Here is a 19,028-nt window from a genome sequence, read left to right as displayed (position 1 = left end):
GAGGTTAGAACATGAAAGAAAAGAAAAAAGGCTTAAGTCTGATCGACTTCTTTATGCTAGGATTTGGTTCGATGGTTGGTGTCGGCTGGTCCGTTGCGGTAAATGGCTGGTTCGGATCAGGCGGAGGCCCTATCCCTACCTTTCTTGCCTTTGCTATCGGTACTTTATTGATGATCCCTATCGGATTCTGCTATGCGGAGCTGACAACGGCAATGCCGGTTGCAGGAGGTGTTGTAGCATTTTCCTATAAGGCATTCGGTACATTCCCTTCCTTCCTCGGAGGCTGGTTTGTGGCATTAGCATACGTCACAGTATTGCCCTGGGAAGCAATCTACATCAATGATGTCTTAGCCCTTATTTTTCCGGTCCTGAAAGCAGGAGAGCCTCTCTATAGTATAGCCGGTGTAGGTATCTATCCTCAAGGCTTAGCTGTTGGTGTTATTCTTTCTCTTGGTCTCATTGCCATCAATTGGGTCGGTGCTCGGGTGGCCGGAAGGGTGCAGACGTATTTAACCGCACTTCTGGCTGTTACAGGAATTTTAGTTATTATTTTTGCATTATTGAAAGCAGATCCGGCGAATCTGCAGCCAGTTTATGAAAATGTAGGCAAGGGTACGCATACTTCCTTCTTTACCGGGATTATAGCCATGATGGTTGTGGCTCCTTTCTTCCTGGCCGGGTTTGACACCATACCACAGGCAGCAGAAGAGGGAGACGCAAAGATCAATATGAATAATATCGGAAAAGTATTGATTGGTGCCGTCCTGGCAGCGGGATGCTTTTACTGCCTGATCATTCTGTCAACGGGCATGTCAACACCTTGGGAAGAATTCTATGGATATCAGAGACCTGCAACATCCTTATTGTTCCTGAATTTATATCCGGGGGGTTTAGGTGCGCTGCTGTATTGGGTGTCACTGATCGGAGCCCTTGCAGGACTGCTTACAACCTGGAACGGCCTTTATATCGCATCAGCCCGTCTGCTGGTGGGTATGGGCAGAGCTCGTCTGGTACCGCAATTTTTCACTTCCGTCCATCCGAAATACGGTACACCGAGAGGGGCCAATATCTTTTGCGGGATCGCATGCCTGATCGGGCCCTTTGTGGGTATGGGTATTATTGATCCGTTAACCATTATCGGATCAACTGCCTTTGTAATAGGTTGGTTTGTAACCTCCGCATCCGCAATTAAACTGCGCTATAGTGAACCCGACATGCTTCGGCCGTACAAGGTTCCCGGCGGTTTGCCGAGCATGTGGGCAGCGGCTGTCATTTCCGGCATCATTATTATCATATCCTTTGTTCCGGTCTTACCAAGCTTCATGGGCAGCCTTGCCATTACGATCTTTATCGTATGGATTGCTTTGGGTCTGGGATTCTATTTCGGAACCAGCGGATTCCGAAAAGCAATTACAGAGGAGGCAAGAATTGAAGCGATCTTTAAAAGTAAAAAATAAAAGAAAAAAAGCAAAAAAAATTGAAGAAGATTCATTCCAGGACCCTTGAATATATGCTAGTATAAGAACTGTAAATACTTGGATAAAGGAGTGAGAAAAATGACAAATGATTGCCAGGCAAAGGGTCCCTCTCTGGTAAAGGTTGAAGTCACAGCATCGGAATGCGATGCGATGCCTTCGGGGGATGTTCTCATTTTAGAAGGCCCTTCCATTAACTACGAAAAATCAGGTCCTGTCTGCTTAACGGCACTGAATGCCATTTATCCCTGGATTATGGTGACCCGTTTTGGAGTAGAAGCGGAGGCTTTGGATTATGATGCTGAAAATAAGTGCTATTATGGTGTCTGTCCATGCGGAACCGTAAAATTCCGTATCAGCAGCATGAAGTAAATCTACATATCAACATCAAGCAAAGCTACATAGCAGCGTCAAATAAATCTGCGCAGCAGTGCCATGTATGCCTTGAATCAACGGTGTCCGGAAAATAAGCGGTGACTCGAAAGAATCAGATCTCGATTTTTTGAGCCACCCCTTATTCTTATATGCAGAAAGTTTTTCAAGGAATGGTTGATGCATCTTAAATTGAAAATAAACGATGAGAGATTCCCTCCGGGAATATTATTTTGTTTTGGGCCTACAATATAAGGAATAAAGTATTGGGGAGCTTGCTTATGCATTATATCGTATTTGATTTGGAATTTAATCAGGAAATACCATCCCTGCAGGAGAAAAAGAAATATCCATGTCCCTTTGAAATCATACAAATAGGAGCAGTGAAACTGGACAGCCGATGGAAAACCGTGGGTACTTTCAACCGCTTGATAAAGCCAACCTTATTTGAGAGGGTAAACCCATTTATTACGGAACTGACGGGGATTACCACGGAGAATTTGCAGGAAGAGAGTCTTTTCCCTGATGTTTATAAAGATTTTCTGGAGTTTATCGAGAGTGTGGAATCCGTCTTTTGTGTATGGGGCATGACGGACATGAAAGAATTATATAGAAACGCAGAATACCATGGATTGGATCAAAGTCTTCTGCCGAAAGGATATCTGAATATACAGCCCTATTGTACGAAACATTTTCACCTTCCTGCAAAAAGCTTACTCAAACTTGAAAATGCGGTATCTCTGTTGAATCTCCCCGTGGATGCCCATTTCCATGATGCGCTGAATGATGCCTGCTATACGGCTGAAATTATGAAAGCTATTTATGAACCCTCGATGCTGCCAAAAGTTTATGATCCGGCTTACATTCCCGTCAGACCCCCTAGACAGAGAAAGAAAGTCATTGATTTTGAAGGGCTGTTGCATCAATTTCAAAAGATGTATGAACGGGAGCTCACTCAAGAAGAAGCCGGTATGATAAAAACAGCTTATCAGATGGGAAAAACAAAACAATTTTTGAAAGAATAAAAAAGTTGGCAATCTGAACCAACTTTTTTTATTTTTCGTTGCTTTTGCAACGACCTGAAAAGTGAAAATCCTTTACTATAAAAATACACTACGACAACGTGGGAATGAGAAATGATGAAATAAATGTTATAAAAATGTAAATTAAAGGAGGAAGATTCAATGAGTATGTTTTGTTATCAATGTCAGGAGGCTGCGAAAGGAACCGGCTGTGAAGTGAGAGGTGTATGCGGAAAGAGTGAAGATGTGGCAAAGATTCAGGATCTCTTGATCTACACACTGAAAGGAATTTCCGACATCGTTGTAAAGGGAAACTTACAGGCAACGGATTTGGGAGATGTCAACCATGAGGTCTTGAAGAGCCTTTTCATGACAATCACCAATGCAAATTTTGATGACACTGCGATTGAAAAAGAAATCACTAAGATGATAGCGCTGAGAAACGATCTTAGAAATAGAGTCAATGCGCTGGTACAGGAAGAGCTCCACGATGCAGCGAAATTTGAAGTGAGCACAAAGGAAGATATGCTGAACAAAGCTGCTTCGGTAGGCGTACTGGCTACGGAAAATGTAGACGTTCGTTCCCTGAGAGAGTTGATTACCTATGGAATCAAGGGCCTTGCGGCGTATGCACATCATGCATTCAATCTGGGCAAAGAGAATGTTGAACTATATGAATTTATCTATGAAGCTTTGGCTGCAACGCTGAATGATTCCCTTTCCGCAGATGATCTTGTTGCATTGACAATGAAGACCGGCCAATTTGGTGTATCCGCCATGGCGCTGCTGGATGAGGGGAATACGTCAAAATACGGAAATCCGGAAATTACGGAAGTCAATATCGGAGTCAGAAACAATCCGGCTATTTTGATTTCCGGTCATGATCTCACAGATCTGGAACAGCTTTTGGAGCAGACAAAGGGCACCGGAGTAGATGTTTACACCCACAGTGAAATGCTGCCGGCCCACTATTATCCTGCATTTAAAAAGTATGATAATTTTGTTGGAAATTACGGAAACGCATGGTGGAAGCAGACAGAAGAATTCGAATCCTTTAATGGTCCGATCCTATTTACAACCAACTGCATCGTACCTCCGAAAAGTCCAGAGGTAAAGTCCAGAATCTTTACCACAGGAGCTGCAGGATTCCCGGGCTGTGCACATATTGATGCGGACGAAAACGGCAGGAAAGACTTCTCCGAAATCATCGCCATGGCAAAGGCATTAAATTCACCTACAGAAATTGAATCCGGAAAAATTGTCGGCGGATTTGCACATGAGCAAGTATTCGCCCTTGCAGATAAGGTGGTTGATGCAGTAAAATCCGGCGCGATTAAGAAGTTCTTTGTAATGGCAGGCTGTGACGGAAGAATGAAGTCCAGAGAGTACTATGAACAATTTGCTGAAAAACTTCCGAAAGATACGGTGATTCTCACTGCTGGATGTGCCAAGTATCGCTACAATAAGCTGAATTTAGGTGACATCGGCGGTATTCCGAGAGTACTTGATGCCGGACAGTGCAACGATTCCTATTCCCTGGCTTTGATTGCCTTGAAGCTGAAGGAAGTCTTTGAGTTGAACGATGTCAATGATCTCCCTATTGCTTACAATATTGCGTGGTATGAGCAGAAGGCAGTTATCGTTTTACTGGCCCTCTTGTACCTGGGAGTGAAGAATATCCACCTTGGACCGACTCTTCCTGCTTTCTTATCACCGAACGTGGCAAAAGTGCTTGTGGAGACCTTCGGAATAGGCGGTATCGGTACGGTAGATGATGATATCAAAATGTTCATGGGAGCATAAGAATAAAAATCCTTATAAAATAAAAACAACAGGCAGGCTGCATGGCAATATGCAGTTTCTGCCTGTTTTTTATTTATACTTTTTGATGATTGTACTGAGTACCTGAAGCCCTGTCTCCAGGTCTTTTTTATCTGCATAGGCATAGGATAATCGGATGCTCCGGTTCTCTTTATAATCATAGATGCTTCCCGGATTTAAGAGAATATTTTTGCTCAGGGCTTTGTGAAACAGCTTATCACTTGGGATGCTTTTCTTTATGTGTGCCCAAATATAAAACCCGCCCTTTGGCGCGGTCCATTCCGCAATATCCGCAAAGTACCTTTCTAATAGATCCAGTGCAAGATCCCTTCGTTCTTTTAACTTAATGCGCAGTGTCTTTAAATAATCGTCGTAAGCACCGCTCTCAAGCAATTCTGTCAAGGCCCACTGGGATAATGAACTGGCGCCGTAATCCATTTGCATTTTCACATCGCCCAGCCTGTCGACTACGGACTCCGGCCCTACCAGCCATCCGATGCGAAGTCCCGGTGCCAGAGTCTTTGAAATGGTTCCGGTGTAAAGGATCATTCCGCTTTTATCCATGGATTTTATCGGAAGCGGAGGCTTTTCATCAAACCATAATTCTCCGTAGGCATCATCTTCCAAAATAGGCAAACGGTTTGCACTGCAAAAGTCATATATTTCTCTTCTCCGCCCTTGGGGCATAATCGTTCCCGTTGGATTATGGTGAGTCGATATGGTGTAAAGCAGGGAACCCTGGAGGACCTTTTCGATTTTCCAATACATGAGTCCGGATTGGTCCATAGGGATACCGTTCAGATCCATTCCAGCAGATTGGAAAACCTGCAACGATTTTAAGTAGGTGGGTGCTTCCGTAAATACGGTGGCACCAGGTTTGAGCATGCAGACCGAAATAAGCTGCAAGGCCTGAAGGGATCCGGAGGTAATTAGAATATTGGACGGCTTTGCCTCGATACCCATGGCAGCCAGCCTTTTGGACAGGCTCTCCTGAAGCTCCGGGAGTCCATGGGGTCCCAGATAATTCAGCGATGATATTCGTTTCGGCAATACTTTCATCAGGTCTTCCATCATGGTTTTGGGAAATAAATCCGGAGAAATTTCACCGGTACCGAGACGGATATATTTGGAATCAAACTCCAGCTTGTTAATCACCTGAATGGTAGGTACGTTGGCTTTAAAGGGCCCGGACGATATATATTTATTCCAGTCCGGCGGTGATGACAAAAAGAGGGACCATGTGTTACTGGCTATTCGGGTTCCGCCGCCATAGGCCGCTTCTATCATTCCATAGGACATGAGTTCCTCCATAGCCGAAACAATGGTGCTTCTGTTAACGCCGAAAGCCTTTGCCATTTCTCTTTGTGCCGGAAGCCTGCTTCCAACGGCCCAGTCACCGCCGGAAACTTTGCTGCTTACATATTCGACGACTTGCTTGTATAAGGGCATTTTAGAATTCTTATCCGGCTGCCAGCTGATATGTACATAGTTCTGCCGTTTTTGTTTCAAAGGTTTCGACATAGGTTTTCACACTCCTTTCATAATACTTTATATTTGGTTGGCTTGTAAGTCAATGGTTGGATGGTTACAAACTGTAAAATACTGAATATAATTTATCCATAAACTATATTTGGTTGGCATAAAGGTAAATACGATGATTTATTTTTTACAAGGTTTTACAATGGGTCTTGCTTACGTAGCCCCAATCGGACTTCAAAACTTATTCGTAATCAACACGGCACTTACGCAGCCAAAGCCAAGAGTATATATAACGGCTTTGATCGTTATCTTCTTTGATATTACATTGGCACTTGCCTGTTTCTTTGGGATTGGGGCCATTATGGAGGCTTCCCGGTGGCTGGAGCTTGGCGTATTACTGATAGGAAGCATCATTGTCATCTGGATCGGCATTGGACTGCTGCGTGCAAAAGGAAGCCTGGATACCGGTACCGATGTGAACATTCCGATTTTAAAGGTTATTACCACGGCTTGTGTTGTAACCTGGTTTAATCCGCAGGCGTTAATTGATGGATCCATGATGCTGGGAGCTTTTAAAGCGGCTTTGCCCGCAGGAGAAGATCTGCACTTCATTCTAGGCGTTTCCTCTGCCTCGCTGGCCTGGTTTCTTGGAATTGCAACCATCATTTCGCTGGTTAGCACAAAGATTACAGATAGAGCTCTTAGAATCATCAACGTGATATGCGGCATTGTAATCATTTTTTACGGAGTAAAATTAGGAATGAACTTTGTACAAATTTTAATGGATACCATTTAGGAAATTTTCTACCCAAAATTTTTCTAATTGTATGAGACGGCCTTGATCCCCGGGATCAAGGCCGTCTTTCCTTTCAGATCAGGCAGAGCGGCTTTCGCTTATTAAGGCGTCGATTTCTGCTTCGTCCAACGTCTCCTTGTCTAACAAGGCTTGCGCAAGGGCGTCGAGCCGCCCCCTATATTTGATCAGAAACTCGATGGTTTCTCTGTAAAGCTCATTCGCCATATTGGAGGCTTCGTCTATCATGTTGAAATGATTCGTCAGCTGTGTCAGATCAATCATACCCTTGCTTCCCATGCCATAAATTGCGATGTATTCTTTGATGATTTCCGTTGCCTGTTTAATATCCTGAGAGGCGCCGGTGGTAATATCCTCGTCACTGTCCAGCAATATTTCTTCGGCAGCCCGGCCTGCATACATAACCTTTACAAGATTTCGAAGATATTTTTTGCTTCTTAGCGGAATATCTTCCGGTGTTCTGAAGGTAACACCGCCGGCTCCCGACGTGCTCTGAACGATAGTCACCGTAGATACGCCGTCATTGGTCAAAAGCTTGGTTGCCAGTGTATGACCTGCTTCATGATAGGCCACCAGCTTTGCATATTCATCATTACTTGTCCGCTCTTTTTTATGTCCGTTCATGATGATCTTGAAGAACGCGTCGTCAATATCCTCGCAGGTAATAAACTCCTGATCTTTTGTAGCGGCAATCAATGCTGACTCATTGAGCAGATTTTCCAGTTCTGCTCCTGAAAATCCATTGGTTTTCTTAGCCAGAGTTTCAATGCTCACTTCTTCGGATAATATCTTATCGGCACTGTGCAGTTTCAGTATTTGATATCGTGCCTGCTTATCCGGGAGGTTTACTGCAATTTTTAAATCAAATCTGCCGGGACGTATCAGTGCGGAATCTAGAATATCCAGCCTGTTGGTAGCACAGATGGTAAGAATTCCTTCCGCAGCGGAAAACCCATCAAGCTCGGTGAGTAAGGCATTAATGGTTTGATCCCTTTCGCTGTTATTGCTTTCTCCTCTGTTGCCGCCGATGGCGTCTATTTCATCGATAAAGACAATACAAGGAGAAGCTTTTCTGGCTTTATTATACAATTCACGAATTCTGGATGCACCAACACCGACATATTTTTCTACAAAATCACTGCCGGAAGCAGAGAAGAACTGCACCTCGGCTTCTCCGGAGATGGCCTTTGCAATTAATGTCTTACCCGTGCCGGGAGGTCCATAAAGTATAAGACCTTTCGTTGGTCGGGCTCCCAATTTTTTATATTTTGCAGGATACTTCAGCGCATCTACCAATCGAAATAAATCCGGTTTCAACTCATCGATTCCCTGAACTTCGTTAAAGGTTACCTTTTTCTCCGGAAGGGCTTCTCCGTTCTTTCCGTTTTCTTTTTTCTCCTTTTTCTCCTTTGCACTGACGGCCAGCTTGTCCGTTTGATATTCTTTTCGGTTCATAAAAAAAGCCCATGCTATAAAAAAGATTAAGGATAGAATCAGCGAAACCACAATAAAAGTACCCAGAAAACTGACGGATCCGTTTTCTTCCTTGGCAGCTACCTTCTGACTGCTGCCTTCTTTTAAAACACCGGTTAATTCCAGAGCATTAATATATTCACTGGACATTTTAATGGTACAATATGTGTTGTCCGTAGTTCTTATCAATAAATCATTATTCGATGTCATAGCTATGGACCCAATTTTCATCTCAAAATTCAGGTCATAAAATTCCTTCTCGGTGATGCTGCCTACCTCGACGTATTGGGATAATTCATCAATATCGATTTTATTAAGCTTCAATTGATCAAAATCCATAACCGATTCGCTGTCTGATACCTGCTTGCTGTCTGATACCTGTTCATTGCTGTAGCCTGCATCAATAGGTTCCTGACCGAAATAGGGACTTCGGAATGAAAGCAGCAAACTTGAACTTCTGCCTGCTTCGGTTTTGGACTGATCAACGTCACACAATTCGCTATTCTCTGCATAAGCGGAGATCATCGGAAACAGACTGAGGAGAATACTGATAAACAGAATTGACGTGATGCTCCTCATTGTGTTCTTTTTTGACATTACTACAAACCTCCTTTCATTCATATTTTTAACTATATTTTTAACCTAATCTTCCATGGGTATTTATGAAAAAAGAAGAAAAAATAAATTTATTGAAACAAATTAATTTCTTATGACTTTGTTACGAAAATTGAGGTATAATGAAACTGAGCTGTTTCTGGTCCGCTGTTCTTTACGATCTTTTTTTGTTAAGGAGCTTTATCGTGAAAAAGAATCATATTATTCTTTTATCAGTCTCAATATTGGCTATTCTAATCATTACCCTGCTTATCTATTACAACATAAACAATGCTTTACATTCGATTGATAAAAGCGATGACATCGTAGTGTCCAACACAAATCCCGATTATCATTTTGCCATGATCTGTGAAAATATGGAGGATCCTTTTTGGCTTTCCATTAAAAAAGGGGTGGAAACTGCCTCTAAAGAATTCAACGTCGCAGTGGAATTCAACTGGCCCAGCGGCGCAAATGCAGACGAGCAATGGAAGTCTCTGGATATGGCGATCGTCTCGAAAGTGGACGGCATTGTTACCTATGTTTGGGATGAAGAGGAAACCGGTCAGCTCATCAATCAAAGTGTGGAAAAGGGTATCCCCATGGTCACCATCCGCACCGACGCAAAGAACAGCAAGCGTGCTGCATTTGTGGGTCTGAATACCTATAGCGCAGGGACTGAAATGGGAAGGATGCTGCTGGCAGCCACCGGAGATCAGGGAGATGCAGTGATTCTGGTCAGCAATCATGAGACAGGAGGCACCGTCGTACAAAATCTTATGATCTCAGGTATCAAGGATGCGGTTCAGTCGTCGCAGCGGTTCAATCTCAATACCATTGAATATGATCAGGCTAATTTCATTAGCCTGGAAGATACCATTAAGGATGTACTGGTCAACCAGCCTGGTCTGGATGCTATTATCTGCACCAATGAAAAGGATACGGCCCTGGTTGCCCAGAGGCTGATAGATCTAAATAAAGTAAATTATAACATTATCGGATACGGGGACTCTCCTGAAATTTTACGCTATATTGACAATGGTGTCATTTTCGGCACTGTAACAGCCAACCATGAACAAATGGGCTATGATGCCATAAAGGCTTTGGTAGATTTGAAAACCAAGGGAAGAACTTCAGCCTATTTCACTGCGGATACCCATTTGATCACAAAAACCAATGTGGCAAAATATTTGAATTCAAGTGAGGAGTAACATGGGGTTATGGTATAAAAACAGCTTAAAAAAAAGATTGATTATCTATTTTATGGCGACCATTGTAATCATGAGCGCTATGAATATTTTCCCTTATTACAGTATCTCCGTGCTTATGAATAAAATGAGTTCGACCTTTGAGATGAACGTTGAACTCAACCAATTGAATAAGACGCTGGAAAAGCTGAATTATGCCTATGAGAGTTACCTTACCACCAAGCATTCCAAGAGTTTGGATGATTATTACCGCTATTCCAACGAACTTTGGAAGGAAGCCAGTGAAATACACATTGATAACTCCAGCATGGATAATATCCTGATCATGAAGGATATTAAGAATATGATTTCCAATTACCTTGATGAAATGGATGAGGCGGTAAAAGCCAGAAGAGCCAGAATGGTGGACGATTATCTGTATCACTATCAGGAAAGCGTCAAAATCCGCCAATACATTGTAGAATATATTCAAAAGCTCAATAATAACATGTTCTTTCAAAATACGGACCGGTATATGTCGGTAAGTAAAAGCATCCGGATTATGGAAACCATGAATATCGGACTGCTTTCGGTAATTTTTGTTTTATCCATCGTATTAATTTTATGGTTTACCTATAGGATCACCAAACCTATTTTTGAATTGTCCAAAGCGGCGGATGAGATCACCCATGGGAATTTTAACGTGCCAAGCGTAAAAGTAAACTCCAATGATGAGATCGGAATTATGGCGGAAGCCTTCAACCGCATGACGGAAAGCATACGCCAATACATCAATGAGATCAATGAGAAGGTTGGCCTTGAGAGAAAATTGCAGGAAAAGGAAATGGAGAATCTGATCATCAGAACCAACTTAAGGGAGGCGGAGCTTCATGCACTGCAGGCTCAGATTAATCCTCACTTTCTATTTAATACGCTGAATGCGGGAGCGCAGCTTGCCATGATGGAAGGTGCCGACCGCGCCTGCTCCTTTATTGAAAATGCTGCGGAGCTTTTCAGGTACAACATGCGGAATCTGGATAAACCGGTAACCATAGGAGATGAAATCCGAAATGTAGAAAATTATATGCATTTGTTAAATGAACGCTTCGCTGATAAAATTGAATTTACCATGTACAAGGAGGAAAGCATTCTGGAGAGAAAGATCCCTTGTATGATTTTGCAGCCCATTGTAGAGAATGCCTTTATCCATGGCATTAGCGATGTGGAATATCCGGGCAGGATCAGCCTCCGTGCGGAGCTGCAGGACGGATTTGCCGTGATTTCCATCAAGGATAACGGAAAGGGAATGAGTGCGGAGAAAATTCAGGAAATCATCAAGAGAGATATGGGAGATAAACCTGATTTTAAGGGGCGCCATGAAGGACATACCAACGGCATCGGAATGAATAATATCCTAAGCCGTTTAAAGATATTTTACAGCCGGGATGAGATCATGGAAATATTCAGTGAGCCTGGTCAGGGTACCGAGGTTGTGCTGCATATTCCTATTGAAAGCTAAAGTTGGAGGAAGCTGACTATGATTAAAGTAATGATTGCCGATGATGAAAAGGTGGCCATTGATTCTTTAAAGTTTATCATAGAGAAAAACTTTACCGATGTAGAGATTATTTCTACAGCCAGGTCAGGGAGAGAGGCTATTGAAAAGGTGGAGGAGAATGTTCCGGATGTTCTGTTTATGGATATCCGCATGCCGGGCATTAACGGCATAGAGGCCATCCGGGAAATCAGAAGCAGGCATAAGCAGGTGGTTATCATTGTACTGACAGCCTTTGACCAGTTCGAGTTTGCCAAAGAGGCCGTAAATCTGGGAGTCATGGAATACCTGCTCAAACCTGTAAATCGTGCCAAGGTGGTTGAAGTTGTCAATAAAGCGATAAACATCATCCGCATCGAGAAAGAAAAATGGAAAGTCGAACTGGAGATGAAGGAAAAGCTGGAGTATATGACACCAATCTTGGAAAACGGATTTATTTATTCCATTTTGCTATTTGATGATAACAGCAAGGAACTTCTAAACTATAAACGTCTTTTTGATATCAAAGAGGACGGTGGAACTATCTTTACCGTGGAAATTGTAGATGAGGAATCGGGCGGGTATCTGGACACCAAAATAGGCTACAGCGTGAAAAGCCAACAGTTTTATCCTTATTTTACCGATATGGTAAAGTCTATGTGCAATTGCATTGTCGGTCCGGTAATGCTGAACAGGGTGGTAGTATTTGTTCCAACCGATGCCGAAAAGGATGAATTCGCCGGCCGTTTGGAAGCCGTCTCTCTTGCTGAAACGCTGCTGCAGCGGCTTACGGGGAAACTGAACTGCGGGTTGAAAATCGGTATCGGCAAGGGATACAAACGCTTTGACATGCTGTCGGCTTCCTATGAAGAGTCTTTAAAAGCCCTGCGTTACCTGCAGGGAACCGGCGTCATGCATTTTATGGACATTAGTGCTCGAAATGCAAAAGGGCCTGAGTATCCGGAATATAAGGAAAAATATCTACTGCAAAAGGTATCCGCAGGAGATGCGGCGGAAAGCATCAATGCCTATCACTGCATTTTTGACTGGCTTGCAGGGGAGTATGGAACACAGCCTATGAAAATAAAGAACAAGCTTCTTGAGATTTTATTCTTGATCAATCATCTGTCCTGGGAATATGAGCCGGATGAAGAATTGTTGAGAATTGATTTTCTGGAAGAAATGCTCCCCATCAATGATCTGGGAGAGCTTCGGCTTTGGTGCAGAAAAAGAATTGAAAATATCATTACACAGATCAATTCCTACCGGGATTACAAAGTAGGCAGACTTACCAAACGTGCCAAGGAATACATCAAAACCAATTATTCCAAGTCCATTACGCTGGAGGATGTTGCAAGGGAGATCAATGTCAGCCCGCAATATCTCAGCAAGCTTTTTAAAGAAGAAACCGGTGAAAATTTCATAGACTATCTTACGGCTATACGTATCAGGATCGCAAAAAATCTGCTGGAAAGCGATGAACTGAGTGTCAAGGAGATTTGCTACAGCGTTGGTTACAGTGATCCCAATTACTTCAGCAGGATTTTTAAACGAATTGTCGGAGCGACCCCTACAGAATACAAGGAAAGTTTCTTATCAGCCCAATGATGTATTGAGGAGGTATTGGAAATGTACGGTGTAAAAAGGGTATTGAAAATGGTATGGCTGCTTGTTTTTTCCGTTTCTTTGCTGGCGGCATGCAGCGGATACCAGGAGAATGAGACAGATGTCAGTCCGCCTGAAGACGATAAAATCGTCATCGGGTTTTCTATGGACACTCTGGTCCATGAAAGGTGGCTTCGTGACCGGGATATTTTCGTTGCAAAAGCAAATGAATTGGGTGCAGAAGTGATTTTGCAGATTGCCTACAGTGACAGCGAGGAACAGGAAAAGCAGGTGCAGTACCTTTTAGATCAGGATATTGACGTACTTGTCCTCGTGCCTCATGATGCGGTTTCTGCTGCCGGTATGGTGAAAAAAGCCAAAGACAGGGGAGTCAAGGTCATCTCTTATGACCGTCTTGTCAAAAATGCCAATGTAGATCTTTATATATCCTTTGACAACATCATGGTAGGACAGCTGATGGGCGAGGCAGCGGTCAGTCAGACCCCTCAGGGAAACTACCTCCTGCTGAACGGATCCCAGTCAGATAACAATTCTTCCATGTTCCGGGAGGGATATCTAAATGTTATCGATAAAGGAATACAGGACGGCACGATCAATCTTGTAGCCGAAACCTGGGTAAAGGATTGGCTTTATGAGAATGCTTTATCGTATATGGAAGAAACTATGGATTCGGGAACGAAAATCGATGCCATTATCGCCGGAAATGACACTCTTGCCAGTGCTGCAGTACACGTTCTGGCAGAGAAACGGCTTGCCGGAAAGGTAACGGTAGTGGGGCATGATGCAGATCTGGACGGCTGCCAGCGAGTGGTGGAGGGAACGCAATACGCTACGATCTATAAACCCATTGACATCATCGCTACCAAAGGAGCCGAATTTGCGGTAACCTTAGCCAAGGGGGGCCTGGTTCAAACCAATACCACCATCAGTGACGGAAGATATGAAATTCCATTTTATAAAATCGACCCTATTCTGGTAACAAAGCCCAATATGATGGACACGATTATCAAAGATCAATTCCATCGTATGGAAGATGTTTATATGAACGTTCCAAAGACCCAATGGCCATAGGCTGTTCGGGTCTTACTTTTTTTAAGATTAATAATTTTAACGGTTACAGGCAACATAGCCCTCCTGATAAATTTAATGCAGATGAGCGTTAAATATGTCCAGATGGAACCATGGTATAATGACCACGAAGAGACGGGTGCATCGATAACACGTCTATATAGTTAAGGAGGGAATAAAATGAAAAGGTTTTCAAAATTAGTCGTTCTGTTGGTTGTTATAACCATGATTGCAACCCTGTTTGCAGCTTGCGGCGGATCAGAACAAGCCGGTCAGGATGAAGGAAAGAGCACGGTCGATATCGGTATCGTTCTTCCGACAAAAGATGAACCAAGATGGGTTCAGGATGAAACAAGATTCAAAGATGCATTGAAAGACACCGACTATTCGGTAGAAATCCTATTCAGCCAAGGTACTTCCGCTAAGGAAAAGGAAAATGTAGATGCATTGATTGCCAAGGGAATCAAAACATTGATCATTTGTCCTCAGGACGGAGCGGCAGCTGCAGCAGCAGTTCAAGCTGCAAAAGCAGAAGGCATTAACGTAATCGCTTATGACAGATTGATTACCGATACCGATGCTGTTGATTACTATGTAACCTTTGACAGCGTAGCAGTTGGTGCGGCTCAGGGACAATATCTCGTTGATAATGCTAAAGCCAAAGGGGAGCCGTTGTATCTGTATGCAGGAGCTTCTTCAGACAATAATGCATTCCTGTTCTTTGAAGGCGCCTGGTCCGTATTGCAGCCAAAGATCGCTGATGGTACCTTCGTGATTGCCAACTCCAGCGAAGCAGTTGCTTTAAAGGACAAAGCTACATTGACTCGTGATGAGATGAGCAAAATCATAAGCCAGGTTACCACAAACTGGGATTTCAACGAAGCAAAGAATAAGGCTGAAGCGCACTTGACAGCCGCTGATGCTGCCTCAAAAGGTGATGTAGCAATTCTGGCTCCAAACGATGGTACTGCCCGTGCTATTGCAGATGCATTCGCAGCAGATCCTGCTATCAAGAGCTATGTTGTTACCGGCCAAGATGCAGAGAAGGCATCCGTTCAGTACATCATCGACGGCAAACAGTCCATGACTGTATTCAAAGATGTACGTACTCTTGTAAAAGACGCCATCGAAATGGCAGTTACACTCTTAGACGGATCCACTCCGGCAACTACCGGTTCCTATGACAACGGTGCGACGGATGTAAAAGCAAAACAGACAGAAGTTATCGTAGTAGATCAGTCCAATGTAAAAGCAGCGCTGGTTGATTCCGGTTACTATGCAGCGGGAGACTTCACAGGGTTACAATAAACACACAATTACTTGATCGGTCAGAATAGTGATAGACTCGTCTGTCACTATTCTGCTATTCATACTGGTTCATGTATTAATAAAGGGGCGGTTAGCTACTATGGGCAAATACATACTTGAAATGAGAAATATAACCAAGGAATTCCCTGGTGTAAAAGCTTTAAATAATGTGAATTTTAAAGTGGAAGAAGGGGAAATTCACTGTCTGGTTGGGGAAAATGGGGCTGGAAAGTCAACCCTGATGAAGGTGCTGAGCGGTGTTTATCCTCATGGATCCTATAAAGGAGATATTGTACTGAATGGTGAAATCCAAAAGTATGCAACGGTCCGTGACAGTGAAAAAGCCGGCATTGCCATTATTTATCAGGAATTGGCACTGATTCCCGATATGACGGTTTATGAGAATATTTTTTTAGGCCATGAAATCAAAAAAGGAAGAACCATTGATTGGAACGAAACCATCGTAAGAGCAACAGAAATGTTGAAACGAGTGAAGCTCAATGTAAATCCTGAGGCTTTAGTTAAAAATTTAGGCGTCGGAAAACAGCAATTAATCGAAATTGCGAAGGCTTTGAGCAAAGATGTAAAGCTTTTGATATTAGATGAGCCTACATCTGCACTCAATGAAAATGACAGCGAAAATCTGCTGCTTCTCCTCAAGGAACTGAAACAACAGGGAATCACATCCATTATGATCTCCCATAAGTTAAAAGAAGTGATTTCCATTGCGGATACCGTAACAGTATTGCGTGACGGACAGACCATTTGCTCTTTGGATGCAAAAAAAGGGGAAGTAACGGAAAATGTAATTATAAAGAATATGGTCGGGCGGGAAATCGACAACATCTATCCGAGGCGTGATTTCAAACCATCGGAGGATAAGGTGCTGGAGCTGAGAAATTGGAGCGGCTATGATCCCACCCAAGGGAGAGATATTTTAAAGGACATTTGCATCCACGTAAAAAAAGGAGAGATCGTTGGTATTGCCGGCCTGATGGGTGCGGGCCGAACAGAACTGGCACAGAGCATCTTCGGCAATCCGGGAGGTTACCGGCTGAAGGGCGAATTATACGTCCATGGTAAAAAGAAGAATTTCAAACATACCAGTGATGCGATGAGAGCCGGAATTGCCTATGTAACGGAGGATAGAAAGGGAAATGGCTTGATTTTGATTCAGGATATCAGGCAAAATATTTCCTTGGCAAATCTGAGAGAAATTGCAAACAATGGCGTCATTAATAAAAACGAAGAAATTAATATTGCCAATGAGTATAAGAAAAATCTGAATATCAAAGCACCGAGTATAGAACAGACAGTTGGAAATTTAAGCGGCGGCAACCAGCAAAAGGTTTCTCTGGGAAAATGGCTCTTTGTAAAGCCGGAAGTCCTGATACTGGATGAACCCACCCGTGGAATCGACGTTGGTGCCAAGTATGAAATCTATACCATTATGAACGAACTGATCAAACAGGGCATGAGCATTATCATGATTTCATCCGAGTTACCGGAAATCCTGGGAATGAGTGACAGGGTCTATGTTGTATCGGAGGGAAAGATTACCGGTGAACTGCCGATAGAAGAGGCCACTCAGGAAAGAATTATGGCGATGGCAACGAATTAGGAGGAGTAACATGAAGTTTTTGAATGAAGCAAAAACATTGCTGAAGGAAAATGTGCGTGAATACGGGATGTATATTGCATTGGCTGTCATTATGATTACCTTTACAATTACAACAGATGGATTGTTTATGTCATCAAGAAACATCAGCAATTTGATCAATCAGACCGGATATATCGCAGTTTTGGCTATTGGTATGACACTGGTCATTGTGATCCGGCATATTGACTTGTCGGTTGGATTCCTGTCCGGATTTTTAGGGGCAATATGCGCCATTATGCTGACCTTCTGGGGCTGGCCTGTTTATCTTGCAGTTCCTTTGATTTTGATATTTGGAATTCTGATTGGGTTTTTTAACGGCTTCCTGGTTGCTAAGGTAGGCATTCCTGCATTTGTAGCATCACTGGCGGGATGGCTGATTTTCAGAGGTCTGCTCCTTTGGGTGACGGAAAGCTCCGGAACAATTGTTATCAGCGATAAATATTTCAATGCCATCGGAAACGGTTTTATACCGGACATTGCCAATGTAGGAAATTTCCACCTCTTAACTGTCATTTTAGGAGCTGTTGCAATCCTTCTTTATATTTATAGTGAATTCCGCAGCAGAAAAATAAAACAGAAGTACAATTTCGAAGTTACTTCCATGAGTATCTTTATACTCAAATTAGTATTTCTATCTGGAATCATAGCTTATATTACCTGGATCCTTGCAGGGTATAACGGCCTTTCCTGGACCATTGTCATCGTAGCTGTCACCGCTTTCATCTATCATTTTGTTACCACGAAGACGGTACTTGGCAGGCATATATACGCGCTGGGGGGCAACCCTGAGGCGGCAAAATTGAGCGGAGTCAATATTAAAAAAATTACCTTTATGGTTTTTTGCTCCATGGGGATGCTATCGGCTCTTTCTGGAATCTTGTTTGCTTCCCGCCTTCAGTCTGCAACAACCACGGCAGGAACCCTTTTCGAAATGGATGCCATCGCTGCGGCTTATGTAGGCGGAGTTTCTGCTGCAGGAGGAGTCGGAAAAATCACCGGATCTTTAGTAGGAGCTCTTGTTATGACCTCATTGGTAAGCGGGATGAATCTAATGGGGGTTGGAATTTATTACCAATATATCATCAGGGGCGCCGTACTTGCAGCAGCTGTTATTTTTGATGTGACTACACGCAGAGCAGCAAAGTAATTTTATGCAAAATGGAATATAACCATGTATGAAACTATTGAATTAATTTCATTTTCGAATCCTCAATTAAATATGAAAAGAGAATATCCCTGCCTGATGCAGGGATATTCTCTTTTATAAAAAAACGGTTTTTTATGTTGATTTATGCAATAAATGGTAGTATTATGAATACAAAAAAAGGGAGTAAGGGGAAAAGTGAGAAGTGAGCAACGAAGAAAAAATTGTAGAATTATTGGAAGCAATATTAGAACGAGTAGATGAGATCGAAAAACAGGCCTTGGAAATATCGGATTTAAAAGATGTAACCGATTATATTCTGTTGAAGATCTTAGAAAACTAATCCTAGTTCCCAGGAAAAAGAACCATCATTTTGAAGTGCACCCCAAATGTTGGATGAAAAATCTAGCTTTTGGAGGTGTACTTTTTTATGACTAAATTCAGTAAAGAA

Annotated in this window: 15 protein-coding genes; 13 read left to right on the top strand and 2 right to left on the bottom strand. The window is 42.9% G+C overall.

Going from position 1 to position 19,028, the window contains the following annotated elements; all coding sequences use genetic code 11:
• Window positions 1-11: 11 nt before the first annotated feature.
• The 4 genes from KCX82_RS10155 (at window position 12) to hcp (ending at window position 4,672) form a co-directional block, all read left to right on the top strand.
• Window positions 12-1,457 (top strand): APC family permease, encoded by a 1,446-nt coding sequence (locus KCX82_RS10155; RefSeq protein ID WP_227018353.1) that lies wholly within the window; start codon window positions 12-14, stop codon window positions 1,455-1,457.
• Between the two features lie 99 nt (window positions 1,458-1,556).
• Complete coding sequence (locus KCX82_RS10150) at window positions 1,557-1,847, top strand: hypothetical protein (protein ID WP_227018352.1); 291 nt, start codon at window positions 1,557-1,559, stop codon at window positions 1,845-1,847.
• Between the two features lie 281 nt (window positions 1,848-2,128).
• Complete coding sequence (locus tag KCX82_RS10145) at window positions 2,129-2,872, top strand: 3'-5' exonuclease (RefSeq protein WP_227018351.1); 744 nt, start codon at window positions 2,129-2,131, stop codon at window positions 2,870-2,872.
• 159 nt (window positions 2,873-3,031) lie between these two features.
• Window positions 3,032-4,672, top strand: coding sequence for a hydroxylamine reductase (hcp, locus tag KCX82_RS10140; protein WP_227018350.1), 1,641 nt, complete (start codon window positions 3,032-3,034; stop codon window positions 4,670-4,672).
• A gap of 69 nt (window positions 4,673-4,741) precedes the next feature.
• Here hcp and KCX82_RS10135 read toward each other — a convergent pair whose 3' ends face one another.
• Window positions 4,742-6,211 (bottom strand): aminotransferase-like domain-containing protein, encoded by a 1,470-nt coding sequence (locus KCX82_RS10135; protein WP_227018349.1) that lies wholly within the window; start codon window positions 6,209-6,211, stop codon window positions 4,742-4,744.
• Between the two features lie 133 nt (window positions 6,212-6,344).
• Here KCX82_RS10135 and KCX82_RS10130 point away from each other — a divergent pair, with 133 nt between their 5' ends.
• A complete protein-coding gene (locus KCX82_RS10130) occupies window positions 6,345-6,965 on the top strand; it encodes a LysE/ArgO family amino acid transporter (RefSeq protein ID WP_227018348.1) in 621 nt (206 codons plus the stop codon).
• 78 nt (window positions 6,966-7,043) lie between these two features.
• On the opposite strand, the gene KCX82_RS10125 is transcribed toward KCX82_RS10130, so the two are convergent.
• Entirely contained in the window at window positions 7,044-9,053 is a 2,010-nt protein-coding gene (locus KCX82_RS10125; RefSeq protein ID WP_227018347.1) for an ATP-dependent metallopeptidase FtsH/Yme1/Tma family protein, read from the bottom strand.
• A 203-nt stretch (window positions 9,054-9,256) separates the two neighbouring features.
• Here KCX82_RS10125 and KCX82_RS10120 point away from each other — a divergent pair, with 203 nt between their 5' ends.
• From KCX82_RS10120 to KCX82_RS10085, 8 genes are all read left to right on the top strand, one after another.
• Window positions 9,257-10,261, top strand: coding sequence for a substrate-binding domain-containing protein (locus KCX82_RS10120; RefSeq protein WP_227018346.1), 1,005 nt, complete (start codon window positions 9,257-9,259; stop codon window positions 10,259-10,261).
• 1 nt (window position 10,262) lies between these two features.
• The gene (locus KCX82_RS10115; protein ID WP_227018345.1) at window positions 10,263-11,756 is read left to right on the top strand and encodes a sensor histidine kinase; all 1,494 of its coding nucleotides are present in this window, start codon (window positions 10,263-10,265) and stop codon (window positions 11,754-11,756) included.
• A gap of 18 nt (window positions 11,757-11,774) precedes the next feature.
• Complete coding sequence (locus KCX82_RS10110) at window positions 11,775-13,379, top strand: response regulator (protein ID WP_227018344.1); 1,605 nt, start codon at window positions 11,775-11,777, stop codon at window positions 13,377-13,379.
• A gap of 21 nt (window positions 13,380-13,400) precedes the next feature.
• Window positions 13,401-14,468, top strand: coding sequence for a D-xylose ABC transporter substrate-binding protein (locus KCX82_RS10105; RefSeq protein WP_227018343.1), 1,068 nt, complete (start codon window positions 13,401-13,403; stop codon window positions 14,466-14,468).
• A 177-nt stretch (window positions 14,469-14,645) separates the two neighbouring features.
• The gene (locus KCX82_RS10100; protein ID WP_227018342.1) at window positions 14,646-15,773 is read left to right on the top strand and encodes a sugar ABC transporter substrate-binding protein; all 1,128 of its coding nucleotides are present in this window, start codon (window positions 14,646-14,648) and stop codon (window positions 15,771-15,773) included.
• Window positions 15,774-15,873: 100 nt separating this feature from the next.
• The gene (locus KCX82_RS10095) at window positions 15,874-17,394 is read left to right on the top strand and encodes an ATP-binding cassette domain-containing protein (RefSeq protein ID WP_227018341.1); all 1,521 of its coding nucleotides are present in this window, start codon (window positions 15,874-15,876) and stop codon (window positions 17,392-17,394) included.
• A gap of 10 nt (window positions 17,395-17,404) precedes the next feature.
• On the top strand, window positions 17,405-18,580 hold the full coding sequence (locus KCX82_RS10090) for a sugar ABC transporter permease (RefSeq protein WP_227018340.1): 1,176 nt from the start codon (window positions 17,405-17,407) through the stop codon (window positions 18,578-18,580).
• A 202-nt stretch (window positions 18,581-18,782) separates the two neighbouring features.
• On the top strand, window positions 18,783-18,920 hold the full coding sequence (locus KCX82_RS10085; protein WP_227018339.1) for a hypothetical protein: 138 nt from the start codon (window positions 18,783-18,785) through the stop codon (window positions 18,918-18,920).
• Window positions 18,921-19,028: the final 108 nt, after the last annotated feature.

It is taken from the genome of Sinanaerobacter chloroacetimidivorans, assembly GCF_018128545.1.
Lineage (GTDB): Bacteria > Bacillota > Clostridia > Peptostreptococcales > Anaerovoracaceae > Sinanaerobacter > Sinanaerobacter chloroacetimidivorans.
The sequence above is the reverse complement of the archived record's forward strand: the minus strand, read 5'-3'. Positions and strand labels throughout refer to the sequence as shown.